Source organism: Variovorax sp. UMC13 (assembly GCF_014170375.1).
In the GTDB taxonomy this organism is placed as follows: Bacteria; Pseudomonadota; Gammaproteobacteria; order Burkholderiales; family Burkholderiaceae_C; genus Variovorax.
Map to the genome: position 1 here is coordinate 213566 of NZ_LZZW01000018.1, position 13279 is coordinate 226844.

Sequence of the window (13279 nt, forward strand, 5' to 3'; positions counted from 1 at the left end):
TCTTCCGTTCGCCATGTCCTCTTCCCGAACTCCCACGGCCGCCACGGCCCAGCGCCGGCGCTGGCGCCAATCCGATTCGCCGGTGCTGCGCGCCTTCGCGCGCTCGCGCAGCGTGCAGGTGGCGGCCGTGCTGCTGCTGCTGATCGCCATCGCCTCGCTGTTCGCGCCGCTCATTGCGCGGCAGGATCCTTTCGACCCGGCCCACCTCGACCTGATCGATGCCTTCACGCCGCCGTGGCAGCAGGGCATCACGGGCGTGTTCTATCCGCTGGGCGCCGACGACCAGGGCCGCGACGTGTTCTCGGCCATCCTCTACGGCCTGCGCATGTCGCTGCTGGTGGGCGTGTCCGCGGTGGCGCTGTCGCTGGCCATCGGCGTGCCGCTGGGCCTGGCCGCGGGCTATGCGGGCGGCTGGTTCGACACGCTGGTGATGCGGGTGGCCGACGTGCAGCTGACCTTCCCGGTGCTGCTGGTGGCGCTTCTGATCTTCGGCATCGCGCGCGGCCTGCTGCCCGAGGGCTACCGCGACGACATGGCGGTGTACGTGATCGTCGCGGCGATCGGGCTCTCGGACTGGGTGCAGTACGCGCGCACGGTGCGCGGCGCGGTGCTGGTCGAGAAGCACAAGGACTATGTGGCGGCCGCGCGCATCATCGGCCGCTCGCCCGGCGGGATCCTGCTGCACCACATCCTGCCGAACCTGCTGGCGCCGGTGCTGGTCATCGCGGCCATCAGCTTCGCGCTGGCCATCGTGGCCGAGTCCACGCTCTCCTACCTGGGCGTCGGGCTGCCGCCGACCCAGCCCTCGCTGGGCACGCTGATCCGCATCGGCCAGGGCTTCCTGTTCTCCGGCGAGTGGTGGATCCTGCTGTTCCCCGGCCTGGTGCTGCTGGCCCTGGCGCTGTCCGTCAACCTGGTCGCCGACTGGCTGCGCGACGCGCTCAACCCCAAACTCCAATGACCGTGCTAAGAGAGCAGGGCGCGGTGCTGCGCGTGCGCGACCTGAGCGTCGAATTCGACACCCACCGCGGCGTGCTGCGGGTGCTCGACGGCGTCTCCTTCGACATCGCGCCGGGCGAGATCCTGGGCGTGGTGGGCGAGTCGGGCGCGGGCAAGTCCATGACCGGCGCGGCCGTCATCGGCCTGATCGAGCCGCCGGGGCGCATCGCGGGCGGCACGGTGGAGCTCCACGGCGAGCGCATCGACACGCTGCGCGGCGAAGACCTGCGGCGGCTGCGCGGGCGCCGCATCGGCAGCGTGTTCCAGGACCCGCTGACCAGCCTGAACCCGGTGTACCCGATCGGCCGGCACCTGGTGGAGACCATCCGCACCCACCTGCCGGTGAGCGAGAAGGAGGCCTTCCGCCGCGCGCTGGCACTGCTGGCCGATGTCGAGATCCCCGACCCGGAACTGCGCATCCGCCAGTACCCGCACCAGTTCTCCGGCGGCATGCGCCAGCGCGTGGCGATCGCGCTGGCCCTGTGCGCCGAGCCCCAGCTGCTGATCGCCGACGAGCCCACGACCGCGCTCGACGTGTCGGTGCAGGCGCAGGTGATCCGCGTGTTCCGCCGGGTCTGCCGCGAGCGCGGCACGGCCGCCATGCTGATCACGCACGACATGGGCGTGATCGCCGAAGCGGCCGACCGCGTGATGGTGATGTACCGCGGCCGCGTGCTCGAGACCGGCCCGGTGCGCGCGGTGCTGGACGCGCCGCGCGAGCCCTACACGCGCGCGCTGATGGCCGCGATCCCCTCGGTGCACGAGCGCATCGAACGGCTGCCGGTGCCGGAGATCGGGGCTGACAGCGCGCTGCCGGTCCCCGCGCTCGCTCGCACGGCCAGGGCCGCCGACGCATCGGCCGCGCCGCTGATCCAGGTGCAGGGCCTGACGCGCGAGTTCGACCTCTCGGCCGGCTGGCTGGTGCGCACGCTGGCGCGCCAGCCGCGCAAGCTGCTGCGCGCGGCCGAGGACGTGCAGTTCGACATCGCGCGCGGCAGCACCTTCGGCCTGGTCGGCGAGTCGGGCTCGGGCAAGTCGACCGTGGCCCGGATGATTGCCGGCCTCACGAAGCCGACGGCCGGGCGCGTGCTCTTCGACGGCATCGACCGCTGGGGCGGCCACCACGAAACGGCCGCCCTGCGCCGCCGCTTCCAGATGATCTTCCAGGACCCCTACGCGAGCCTGAACCCGCGCTGGCGGGTGGACCGGCTGATCGCCGAACCGGTCGAGGTGCTGGGCCTGGCGGGCAGCGCGGACGAGACCGAGGCGCGCGTGGCCGATGCGCTGCGCCGGGTGCGCATGTCGCCCGACGACGGCCGCAAGTACCCGCACCAGTTCTCGGGCGGGCAGCGCCAGCGCATCGCCATCGCGCGAGCGCTGGCAAGCCAGCCCGAGTTCATCGTCTGCGACGAGCCTACCTCGTCGCTCGATGTGTCGGTGCAGGCGCAGGTGCTCAACCTGATGCGCGACCTGCAGGAGGAATTCGGCCTGACCTACCTGTTGATCAGCCACAACCTGGCGGTGATCCGCCACATGTGCGACCGCATCGGCGTGATGCAGCGCGGCCGGCTGGTGGAGCAGGGCGAGGCCGAGGCGGTGCTGGACGCGCCGGCCCATGCCTACACCCGCGAGCTGATGGCCGCGGTGCCGGACCATCGGGCGCGCCGCGCCTAGAGGACCGGCTTCACTCCAGCGTGAAGCCGATCTTCAGCGTGACCTGCCAGTGCGCCACCTTGCCCTCGACCACATGGCCGCGGGTCTCGGTGACCGTGAACCACTGGATGTTGCGCACGGTCTCGTGGGCCTTCGCGATGGCGGTCTGCACCGCATCCTCGATGCCCGCGGGCGAGGAGCCGGTGAGTTCGAGCGTCTTGTAGACATGGCTGGACATGGGATGTCTCCTGGTGGGGGTCGATGAAAAAGAGCACGCGACTGCATGCTCCACCCGCGGGCGGGTTCAGGCAAGCACATCCGGCGAGAAGGCTACGATCGCTGCCAACCGGTTTTGCTCTTCACCGCGACAGGACATGCGCCCCTTCCTCTACTACACCGCGTTGCTGCTGCTCGGATTCGCCTGGTACCACGTCGGCCAGCGGCTGCTGCGCAAGGGCTACCGTGACGAGAAGGGCGAACTGACCCCGGGACTGGCGGGGCCCGCGGGGCTGCTGATGGCGGCCGCCGTCGCCTGTTTTCTCTTCTTTTTCATGCTGCGCGCCCTGGTCCGGGGCGAGGTCCCGTGCGTCGGAAAGGGCTGCGCCGGACAGCTCTACACCCTGGCGGCGTCGCCCGGCGACTACTGGGCCAACGTGCTGTTCCTGCTGTGGTGCGTGCTCGCGCTGGGCTATGCGGTGTATGTCACGCTCAGGATCTGGTTCCGGGCCTAGCGAAGCGGTCAGCGGATGTCGTCCACGCGCACGCCGAGACGTTCCGCGTAGAGCGCGAGCGCGCGCTCGAAGGCCGGGCGCGCGCGGCAGCGATCGTAGAAGGCCTGGACCCGCGGGTGCGGCGCCAGCAGATCGGAATGGCGGATGCCGCGCAGCACGCTGGCCATCATCAGGTCGGCCACCGTGAACCCGGTGCCGGCGAGCCATTCGCGACCTTCGAGGTGCCGATCGAGCTCGCCCAGCCAGCGGCCGGCGAGCTGCGGCAGTTCGGCGTGCAGCCGGGAAGCGGCCTTGCCGCTGTCGAACATGCCGATCAGGTCCATGCAGACCAGGGTGGTGCCCACGGTGGCGACGGCGGCGAAGCACCACTGGACGACGCGGGTGCGCCCCTGGAGGTCGCCGGGGATCAGCCGGCCGGACTTCTCGGCCAGGTAGAGCGCGATGGCCGCCGATTCGGCCACCACGAAGCCGTCGTCGTCGATCACCGGCGCCTGGCGGAAGGGGCTGATCCGGCGGTAGGCCTCGCCGTCGAGTTCGCCGCCGGTGTGGTCGAGCGCATGGACGCGGTAGGGCAGGCCGGTTTCCTCGAGCGCCCACTGCGCCCAGAGGTCCTTGGTCTCGCCATGGCCCTCGGGAAAGATGCGGCCGAATCCGTAGAGCGTGATCATGCTGTGGACCTCCTGCGGCGCGGCGCGGCGATGCGCCGCGCAGGTGGCAGGGTACACGCCGGCGGCCGCGGCAACAACCGTGCGCCCTGCGCGCCGCGCGCACAGGCCCTAGTATTCCGTCCCCCGCATCCGTGAAAACCTGGCCATGACCCCCACCCCCGCAGACATCGACACCGCGACCGACGCGGACCTGCCCGGCATCCTCGAATTGCAGGCGGCCCACCAGATCGCCCGCGGCGGGATGCTGTCGGCGGAATTCCCGCGCCTCAAAATCGAGCAGATGATGCGCACCCTGCCGCTGGTGGTGGCCCGGCGCGAGGGCCGCGTGGTCGGCTTCCTCATGGCCGCCGAGCGCGACATGGTAGCGGCGCCGCCGGTGCTGCGTGCGATGTTCGCCGCCTATGCGGGCGCGCCCGACGCCTATGTCTACGGGCCCATCTGCGTCGATGCCGCCGAGCGGGGCCAGGGCCTGGCCGCGGCGATGTTCTCGAAGCTGCGCGCGCTGCAGCCCGGCGGCGAAGGCGTGCTCTTCATCCGCCGCGACAACGAGGCCTCGCTGCGCGCCCATCGGCGCATGGGCATGCGGGAGGTGGCCGGCTTCGAACTCGACGGCATCGGCTTCGCCGTCTTCTCCTATGTGGGGTGAAGGCATCGACCATATGAAGCGTATATAATTCGCATACGTTTCATATAGAGGTGGGCTATGGGTATCGTCAAGATTTCAGACCTGATGCACGAGAACCTGCGGGTCGCGGGCAATGCACTCAGCAGGTCCATCAACGCACAGGCGGAGCACTGGATGCGCGTGGGCATGCTGACCGAGATGCATCCGGAGCTGGACCACCGGGAGATCTGCCAGCTGTTGATCCGGGCCGAGCTCGCGGGCGGGCTGGACATCACGATGGCGGCGACGCCCTCGGCCGCCAAACCGGTCGCGGTGCGCGCCGGCAAGCATTGATGGCGCGCACCGTTCCCATCCACGGCGCCGAAGGCCTCGCGATGTCGCGCCGGGCCGCCGGCCTGGCCGCCGAGGTGCTGGCCATGATCGAGCCCCATGTGGTGCCGGGCGTGAGCACCGAGGCGCTCGACCGGATCTGCCACGAGCACATCGTCAAGGTCCAGGGCGCGATCCCGGCCAACGTGGGCTACCAGGGCTATCCCAAGACCATCCTCACTTCGGTCAACCAGGTGGTGTGCCACGGCATTCCCTCGGCCGACAAGATCCTGAAGAAGGGCGACATCGTCAACATCGACGTCGCCGTGATCAAGGACGGCTGGTTCGGCGACACCAGCCGCATGTTCTTCGTCGGCGAACCCGGCGTGCTGGCGCGGCGCCTGGTGGAGACCACCTACGAAGCCCTGTGCGCCGGCATCCGGCAGGTCCGGCCCGGCGCGACGCTGGGCGACATCGGCCATGCGATCCAGTCGGTCGCGCTGCGCGAACATTTCAGCGTGGTGCGCGAATACTGCGGGCACGGCATCGGCCAGATCTACCACGACGAGCCCAACGTGCTGCACTACGGCCGGCGCGGCGAGGGCCTGAAGCTCGAAGCGGGGATGGTCTTCACCATCGAGCCGATGCTCAACGCCGGCCAGGCCGGCACCCGTCAGCTTGCCGACGGGTGGACCGTGGTGACGAAGGACCGGTCGCTGTCCGCCCAGTGGGAGCACATGGTGGCCGTCACGCCCGAAGGCTACGAGGTGCTCACGGCCTGGCCAGGCGGCACCGGCGCCTACCCGCCGATCTGAGGCTCAGCGCATGGCCTGCAGCCGGAGGATCTCCTGCTGCAGCAGTGCGATGAACGGGCCCTTGAGCGCGGTGTCGGCGTGCGCGGGCAGCGTCAGGGTCGCCTCCACGTTATTCAGCAGCTGGTCGCCCTTCTCCGACAGGCGCAGCGAACGCGCGTCGAGCCGCGCCAGCTCGATGTGGACCGGCGCCTCCATCAGGTCCTTGCTGTGCAGCGCCTGCGCCGTCAGCGCGAGGCCGTAGGGGCCGCCAAAGAGGGGGAAATCCACCAGCGCGAACTGCAGCGCTTCCGCATTCGGGATCTGGAACTTGTCGACGACCTTGCCCAGCTTCTTGGCCAGCTTGGGGTTGGCGGGATCCAGCAGCGTGTCGGCCGCGCCGTGGTCGGCGATCAGGCCGCCCAGGGTCCAGTGGCGCTCCGGCGCCTGGCGCTGGCTCTGGTGCTGCGCGTGGTGGTCCAGCACCGTCCGGAGCACCGAGGTCAGCAGCACGTCGAGCCGGCTGGTCAGGGCGGCCTCCGGGCGCTCGGCGAGCGCGCTCCAGTCCTTCCAGGCCTTGTAGCGCGCGAGCAGCACCGCGACGAAGGCGCCGGCGTCGTCGGCGCGCGCGGGCAGGGCGTGGCCCTCGGCCGGCGGCGGCGCCGACGAGAGCACCGTGAAATCGTCCTGCACATAGATCGCCTGGTCGCTCAGCAGCAGGCCCTGCGCGGTGCGGCGGCCGCTCAGCCGGTTCATCGCGTGGTAGCCGACGAAGAGCAGCGGGATCTCGTCGCCGATCCAGGGCTTGGGGCCATACATCTGCTCGACCGCCTGGGCGAAGACCTGCGCCGCATCCTCATGGTCCGGGTGATCGGCCTGGTCGGGCAGGAACAGGAAGGCCGACAGATCGGCATTGGAGGGCCTGCGCACCGCCTGTTCGACAGCGGCCCGCAGGGCGGCGCCGTGGCGCGCATGCGGGTCCGGCAGGGTGGCCAGGTGGTCATTGAAGGACGCATAGACGAATGCCATGGGGGGATGTCTCCGGTGGGCCGATGGAAAGCGTGATCGCGGGGCCATCTTAGGGGAGGGCGCGCCCGGGCCCTGGGCCCCCCAACTTCGTCGCTTTCGACGATGCGAGCCGCGCCGCCGTGGCGCCAAGATGCCTTCCATACCAACAGGCCGCCCGCGGGGGCCACAGGAGACATCAAACATGGCAGGTCCGCTCCAGGGGCTTCGGGTGATCGAGATGGCCGGCATCGGCCCGGGTCCGTTCTGCGCGATGCTGTTCGCCGACATGGGCGCCGAGGTGATCCGCATCACACGGCCCGGCACGGCCGCCGACCCGAACGACATCCTCACGCGCAGCCGCGGCACGGTGGCCATCGACCTGCGCGCCGAGGGCGCGGCGCAGCAGGTGCTGGACATCGTGGCCGGCGCCGACGTGCTGATCGAGGGCTTCCGCCCCGGCGTGATGGAGCGCCTGGGCCTCGGCCCCGAGGCCTGCCATGCGCGCAACCCGCGGCTGGTCTACGGCCGCATGACGGGCTGGGGCCAGCACGGCCCGCTGGCTCAGGCCGCGGGGCACGACATCAACTACATCGCGATCAGCGGCGCGCTGCACGCCATCGGCCGCTCGGGCGAGGCGCCGGTGGCGCCGCTCAACTACGTGGGCGACTTCGGCGGCGGCGCAATGCTGCTGGCCGTGGGCGTGCTGAGCGCGTTGTACGAATCGCAGCGCTCGGGCCGCGGCCAGGTGATCGATGCCGCCATGACCGACGGCGCGGCGCTGCTCTCGGCCATGTTCTACGGCTTCAAGGCGGCCGGGCAGTGGAGCAACCAGCGCGGCGAGAACCTGCTCGACGGCGGCGCGCACTTCTACGACACCTATGCCTGCGCCGACGGCAAGTACGTGGCGGTCGGCGCCATCGAGCCGCAGTTCTACGCCTTGCTGCGCGAGCGCTGCGGCATCGCCGACGACCCGGCCTTCGACGCCCAGATGGACGCCGCCCGCTGGCCGCTGCTCAAGCTGCGCATGGCCGACGTGTTCCGCACCCGCACGCGCGACCAATGGTGCGTGCTGCTCGAGGGCAGCGACGCCTGCTTCGCGCCGGTGCTCGACTGGGACGAGGCGCCCGCGCATGCGCACAACGTGGCGCGCGGCACCTTCGTCGACGTGGGCGGCGTGGCGCACCCGGCCCCCGCGCCGCGCTTCAGCCGCACGCCGCCGGCCACGCCCTGCGCCGCGGGCGACGCCGGCCTCGAGGACGGTGCCGCGCTGCTGCGCCGCTGGGCCGAAGACCGCCGCGCGTCGGCCGGCTGAGGGCGGCGAGACATGAAGCTCTACCTGACGCAGGCCCTGCACCGCGCGGTGCAACTCCGTCCCGAGGCCACGGCCACGCTGTTCCAGGGCCGCAGCCGCACGTACGGCGAACTGGGCCACCGCGTGGCCCGCCTGGCCGGCGCGCTGCAGCGCCTGGGCCTGCAGCCCGGCGACCGCGTGGGCATGCTCGCGCTCAACTCGGACCGCACGCTCGAGTACTACCTGGCCGTGTGGTGGGCCGGCGGCGTGGTCAACCCGGTCAACACGCGCTGGAGCGCGGCCGAGATGGTGCATTCGCTCGACGACTGCGGCACCGCGATCCTGTGCGTCGACGACGCCTTCGTGCCGGTGCTCGGCAGCTTGCGCGCGCAGTCGAAGGCGCTGACGACCTGCATCTACATGGGCGAGGGCACCGCGCCCGAAGGCCTGCACGACTGGGAAACCCTGCTGCGCGAGAGCGAGCCCGTGCCCGACGCGCTGCGCAACGGCGAGGACCTGGCGGGCGTGTTCTACACCGGCGGCACCACCGGCCGGCCCAAGGGCGTGATGCTGAGCCATTCGGCGCTGGCGCTGAACTCGCAGATCTCGCTGCTGGGCGCCTACTTCGACGAGCGCGCGCGCCTGCTGCAGGTGGCGCCGCTGTTCCACCTGGCCGGGCTGTCCTTCCTGCTGCGCGGCGTGGTCGCGGGCTGCACCCAGGTCATCGTGCCGGGCTTCTCGGTCGATGCCATGCTGGCCGCCATCGCGCGCGACCGCAGCTCGCACCTGATGGCCGTGCCCGCGATGCTGCAGGTGCTGGTGGACGACCCGCGCACCGCCCAGGCCGACCTGTCGAGCGTGCAGTTCGTGGGCTACGGCGCCTCGCCGATCACCGAGGCGCTGCTCGAACGCGCCTTCGCGATGTTCCCGCAGGCCGAGTTCGCGCAGGGCTACGGCATGACCGAACTCTCGGCCGGCGTGAGCTACCTCACGAGCCGCTACCACACGCCCGAGGGCCGCAAGCTGGGCAAGCTGTCGTCGGCGGGCCAGGCGCTCGCGGGCGTCGACCTGCGCATCGGCGACGCCGACGGCCGCGAGCTGCCGCGCGGCGAGGTTGGCGAATTGATGGTGCGCAGCCCCTGCGTGATGCAGGGCTACTGGAACCTGCCCGCGCAGACCGCCGCCGCGCTGCGTGAGGGCTGGATGCACACCGGCGACGCCGGCCGCATGGATGCGCAGGGTTTCGTCTTCATCGTCGACCGCTTCAAGGACATGATCGTGAGCGGCGGCGAGAACGTCTACTGCGCCGAGGTCGAGGGCGCGCTCGCGGGCCACCCCGGCGTGGCCGCGGTGGCGGTGATCGGCGTGCCCAGCGCGACCTGGGGCGAGGGCGTGCACGCGGTGGTGGTGCGCAAGCCGGGCGCCAGCGCCGATGCCGAGGCGCTGATCGCCCACTGCCGCACGCTGATCGCGGGCTACAAATGCCCGCGCAGCATCGAGTTCGTCGATGCGCTGCCGATCTCGGGCGCGGGCAAGGTCATGAAGTACAAGCTGCGCGAGCCACATTGGGCCGGGCACGACCGGCGAGTCGGCTGACGCACCCATAGAAACACAACAAAAGAGGAGACAAGCGACATGATCCTGACCCAACCCCTGCACAAGGGCCGGCGCGAGAAGCCCGAAGCCATGGCCGTGGTCTTCGGCGAGCACCGGTTGAGCTTCGGCCGTTTCACCGACCGCGTGGCCCGCCTGGGCGCCGCGTTGCGCGCGCTCGGCATGGGGCCGGGCGAGCGCGTCGGCATGATGAGCTTCAACTCGCACCGCTTCGTCGAGTTCTTCTTCGGCACCTGGTGGGGCGGCGGCGTGATCAACCCGGTCAACATCCGCTGGAATCCCAAGGAAGTCGCGTACTCGCTCGACGACTGCGACACCCGCATCCTGCTGGTCGACGACGCCTTCGCGCCGCTGGCGGCCGAGCTGCGCGCGCTGTCGAGCTCGCTGCGCACCGTGGTCTATTGCGGCGACGGCCCTGTGCCCGCGGGCATGCTGGGCTACGAGGCGCTGCTCGAGAAGAGCGCGCCCTGCGAGGACGCGCCGCACAGCGCCGACGAGCTGGCCGCCATCATGTACACCGGCGGCACCACCGGCCGGCCCAAGGGCGTGATGCTCACGCACGGCAACCTCTACATCGACGCGCTGGGCTCGATCGCGGCGCTGCCGCGCACGGCGCAGAAGCCCGCGATCGTGATCACCACGCCCATGTTCCACGTGGCCGGCTGCGGCCTGTCGATCCAGGCGATGCTGCGGCTCGCGCCCCAGCACGTGCTGCCGATGTTCGACGAGGTGGGCATCCTGCAGGCCATCGAGTCGGCCCGCGCGACCGAGACCTTCCTGGTGCCGACCATGATCAAGCGGCTGATCGAGCATCCGCGTTTTGCCGAGTTCGACCTGTCGAGCCTGGACCTGATGCTCTACGGCGCCGCGCCCATCGACGTGCCGCTGCTCGAGAAGGCCATGCTCGCATTGCCGCGCGCGGGCTTCTCGCAGGCCTACGGCATGACGGAGCTCTCGCCCACGGTGGCGGTGCTGCAGCCGCACTGCCACCTGCCGGGCCCCGACCGCGAACGCTTGTTGCGCTCGACCGGCACGCCGCTGCCCATGGCCGAGATCCGCATCGTCGACGGCGAGGACGACGAGGTGCCCACCGGCCAGGTCGGCGAGATCGTGGCGCGCGGGCCGATGGTCATGCGCGGCTACTGGAACAAGCCGAAGGAAACCGAGGAGGCGCTGCGCGGCGGCTGGATGCACACCGGCGACGGCGGCTATGTGGATGCGCACGGCTTCCTGTTCGTGGTCGATCGCATCAAGGACATGATCGTGAGCGGCGGCGAGAACGTCTACTCGGCCGAGGTCGAGAACGCCATCGCGCAATTGCCCCAGGTGCTGATGTCGGCCGTGATCGGCGTGCCCGACGACAAGTGGGGCGAGCGGGTGCACGCGGTGGTGGTGCTGCGCCCGGGCGCGACGCTCGAGGCGGATGCGCTGATCGCCCATTGCCGCAGCCAGATCGCGGGCTACAAGTCGCCGCGCAGCGTGGAGTTCCGCGATGCGCTGCCGCTGTCGGCCGCCGGAAAGCTACAGAAATTCCAGTTGCGCGAGCCCTTCTGGGCCGGCCGCGAGCGCCGCGTCGCGTGAACTGAACCACTCAGAAAACAAGGAAAAGACATGCCCATCGACTTCCGCCGCTCCTGGAGCGACGAGGACCTGGAGCTCTACCGCGACAACGTGGTGCGCTTCATCGACACCGAGATGCTCCCGCACGACGAAGCCGCGCGCAAGCGCGGCCACGTCGGCCACGAGATCTGGCGCAAGGCCGGCGCGCTGGGCCTGCTGTGCGCGGACATCCCCGAGCAGTACGGCGGCGGCGGCGGCGACTTCCGCCACGAGGCGGTGTTCTACGAGGAGATGTCGCGCCGCGGCCTGACCGGCATGAGCACCTCGGTGCACGCCATCGTCGCGCACTACTTCCTCAACCACGGCACCGAGGCGCAGAAGCAGAAGTACCTGCCGCGCATGGCGCGCGGCGAGTTGGTCGGCGCCATCGCCATGACCGAGCCCGGTGCGGGTTCCGACCTGCAGGGCATCCGCACGCGCGCGCAGAAGGACGGCGAGGGCTACCTCATCAACGGCTCGAAGACCTTCATCACCAACGGCTTCCTGGCCGGTGTGGTGCTGGTGGTGGTCAAGACCGACCCGAGCCAGGGCGCCAAGGGCACCTCGATCCTGATCGTCGAGACCGAGGGCTGCAAGGGCTACCGCGTGGGCCGCGTGCTCGACAAGATCGGCATGAAGGCGCAGGACACCTCCGAGCTCTTCTTCGACGACGTGCGCGTGCCGGCCGAGGCGCTGCTGGGCGGCACCGAAGGGCAGGGCTTCTTCCAGCTCATGGGCGACCTGCCCTACGAGCGCACCATCATCGGCGTGACCGCGCTGGCGACGATGGAAGGCGCCTTCCAGGCCACGCTCGACTACGTGCGCGAGCGCAAGGCCTTCGGCAAGCCGATCGCCGAGTTCCAGAACACCAAGTTCAAGCTGGCCGAGATCGCGACCCAGATCAAGGTCGGCCGGGCCTTCATCGACCGCTGCGTGGAAGACCTGGTGGCCGGCAAACTCGACACCGCCACCGCCTCGATGGCCAAGCTCTGGGGTTCCGAGACCCAGGGCCGGGTGGTCGACGAATGCCTGCAGCTGTTCGGTGGCTACGGCTTCATGAACGAGTACATGGTCGCGCGCATGTACGCCGACGGGCGCATCCAGCGCATCTACGGCGGCACCAACGAGATCATGAAAGAGGTGATCTCCCGTGCGCTGTGACACCGTGATGCGGGAGCTGCTGCGATGAGCGTGCTCGAACTGCGCGAGGAGGGCGGCATCGCCTGGCTCACGATGAACCGGCCCGAGCGGCTCAACGCGATGAACCCGGAACTGGTCCAGGCGCTGCGCGACTACTTCGAGGGCCTGAACGCCCGCAGCAGCGCGCGCGTGGTCGTGCTGCAGGGCGCGGGCCGTGCCTTCTGCGCCGGGCTCGACCTCAAGGAGCAGGTGGGCGGTCCCGAGAAGCCCTCGGTGCCGGAGGTGCTCGACCAGCAGAAGAGCATCCGCGACATCATGCTGGCGATGCGCCGCTGCCCGCAGCCCATCGTGAGCGTGGTGCAGGGCTCGGCCAGCGGCGGCGGCTTCGCGCTGGCCCTGGCCTCCGACGTGCGGCTGGCCACGCCCGAGGCGCGCATGAACGCGGCCTTCATCCGCATCGGCCTGTCGGCCTGCGACGTGGGCGTGAGCTATTTCCTGCCGCGCATGGTGGGCAGCTCGGTCGCGGCCGAGTACCTGCTCACCGGCCGCATCATGGACGCGCAGCGCGCCTATGCGCTGGGCCTGGTGAGCCGTGTCGCGCCGCTGGCCGAACTGCAGGCCGAGGCGCAGGCGCTGGCCGAGGACATGCTGCATGCCACGCCGCTGGCGCTGCGCCTGACCAAGGACGCGCTCAACTTCGCGATCGATGCGCCCAGCATGGAGGCGGTGATCGCGATGGAAGACCGCAACCAGGTGCTGTGCACCCAGACCGCCGATTTCCGCGAAGGCATGCAGGCCTTTCTCGAGAAACGCGCACCGAACTACGCCGGTCGTTGAACGGCCCAAGGATG

General features: G+C 70.4%; 14 protein-coding genes. 11 read left to right on the forward strand and 3 right to left on the reverse strand.

Translation table 11 applies throughout. The features are described 5' to 3' along the window. Positions 1 to 13 precede the first annotated feature (13 nt). Together A9977_RS15775 and A9977_RS15780 are read left to right on the forward strand one after the other, a co-directional pair. A complete protein-coding gene (locus A9977_RS15775; protein WP_183025801.1) occupies positions 14 to 961 on the forward strand; it encodes an ABC transporter permease in 948 nt (315 codons plus the stop codon). Next, a complete protein-coding gene (locus tag A9977_RS15780) occupies positions 958 to 2673 on the forward strand; it encodes an ABC transporter ATP-binding protein (RefSeq protein WP_183025802.1) in 1716 nt (571 codons plus the stop codon). The genes A9977_RS15775 and A9977_RS15780 overlap by 4 nt, the downstream gene beginning before the upstream one ends. Before the next feature lie 10 nt (positions 2674 to 2683). Here the strand turns inward: A9977_RS15780 and A9977_RS15785 are convergent, their stop codons facing one another. Further along, positions 2684 to 2890, reverse strand: a complete 207-nt coding sequence (locus A9977_RS15785; RefSeq protein ID WP_183025803.1) for a dodecin — start codon at positions 2888 to 2890, stop codon at positions 2684 to 2686. 136 nt (positions 2891 to 3026) lie between these two features. On the opposite strand from A9977_RS15785, the gene A9977_RS15790 reads away from it, so the two are divergent. Continuing rightward, entirely contained in the window at positions 3027 to 3383 is a 357-nt protein-coding gene (locus A9977_RS15790; protein ID WP_183025804.1) for a hypothetical protein, read from the forward strand. A gap of 8 nt (positions 3384 to 3391) precedes the next feature. On the opposite strand, the gene A9977_RS15795 is transcribed toward A9977_RS15790, so the two are convergent. Next, complete coding sequence (locus A9977_RS15795; RefSeq protein WP_183025805.1) at positions 3392 to 4051, reverse strand: glutathione S-transferase family protein; 660 nt, start codon at positions 4049 to 4051, stop codon at positions 3392 to 3394. A gap of 145 nt (positions 4052 to 4196) precedes the next feature. On the opposite strand from A9977_RS15795, the gene A9977_RS15800 reads away from it, so the two are divergent. The 3 genes from A9977_RS15800 to map are packed head-to-tail and all read left to right on the forward strand — an operon-like array spanning position 4197 to position 5800. After that, on the forward strand, positions 4197 to 4697 hold the full coding sequence (locus tag A9977_RS15800; RefSeq protein ID WP_183025806.1) for a GNAT family N-acetyltransferase: 501 nt from the start codon (positions 4197 to 4199) through the stop codon (positions 4695 to 4697). A gap of 57 nt (positions 4698 to 4754) precedes the next feature. Continuing rightward, positions 4755 to 5009 (forward strand): ParD-like family protein, encoded by a 255-nt coding sequence (locus tag A9977_RS15805; protein WP_183025807.1) that lies wholly within the window; start codon positions 4755 to 4757, stop codon positions 5007 to 5009. Continuing rightward, positions 5009 to 5800: a type I methionyl aminopeptidase gene (gene map, locus A9977_RS15810; RefSeq protein WP_183025808.1), complete on the forward strand. Its 792-nt coding sequence runs from the start codon at positions 5009 to 5011 to the stop codon at positions 5798 to 5800. Before A9977_RS15805 ends, map begins: the two co-directional genes overlap by 1 nt. 3 nt (positions 5801 to 5803) lie before the next feature. On the opposite strand, the gene A9977_RS15815 is transcribed toward map, so the two are convergent. After that, positions 5804 to 6805, reverse strand: a complete 1002-nt coding sequence (locus A9977_RS15815) for a hypothetical protein (protein ID WP_183025809.1) — start codon at positions 6803 to 6805, stop codon at positions 5804 to 5806. Positions 6806 to 6986: 181 nt separating this feature from the next. On the opposite strand from A9977_RS15815, the gene A9977_RS15820 reads away from it, so the two are divergent. From A9977_RS15820 to A9977_RS15840, 5 genes are read left to right on the forward strand one after another with little or no spacing between them, the layout of a single operon-like run. Further along, positions 6987 to 8096 (forward strand): CaiB/BaiF CoA-transferase family protein, encoded by a 1110-nt coding sequence (locus A9977_RS15820; protein WP_183025810.1) that lies wholly within the window; start codon positions 6987 to 6989, stop codon positions 8094 to 8096. Positions 8097 to 8108: 12 nt separating this feature from the next. Continuing rightward, positions 8109 to 9671 (forward strand): long-chain-fatty-acid--CoA ligase, encoded by a 1563-nt coding sequence (locus A9977_RS15825; RefSeq protein WP_183025811.1) that lies wholly within the window; start codon positions 8109 to 8111, stop codon positions 9669 to 9671. 39 nt (positions 9672 to 9710) lie between these two features. Next, the gene (locus tag A9977_RS15830; protein WP_183025812.1) at positions 9711 to 11270 is read left to right on the forward strand and encodes a long-chain-fatty-acid--CoA ligase; all 1560 of its coding nucleotides are present in this window, start codon (positions 9711 to 9713) and stop codon (positions 11268 to 11270) included. A 30-nt stretch (positions 11271 to 11300) separates the two neighbouring features. After that, the gene (locus tag A9977_RS15835; RefSeq protein WP_183025813.1) at positions 11301 to 12449 is read left to right on the forward strand and encodes an acyl-CoA dehydrogenase family protein; all 1149 of its coding nucleotides are present in this window, start codon (positions 11301 to 11303) and stop codon (positions 12447 to 12449) included. 24 nt (positions 12450 to 12473) lie between these two features. Then, positions 12474 to 13265 (forward strand): enoyl-CoA hydratase/isomerase family protein, encoded by a 792-nt coding sequence (locus A9977_RS15840; RefSeq protein ID WP_183025814.1) that lies wholly within the window; start codon positions 12474 to 12476, stop codon positions 13263 to 13265. Positions 13266 to 13279: the final 14 nt, after the last annotated feature.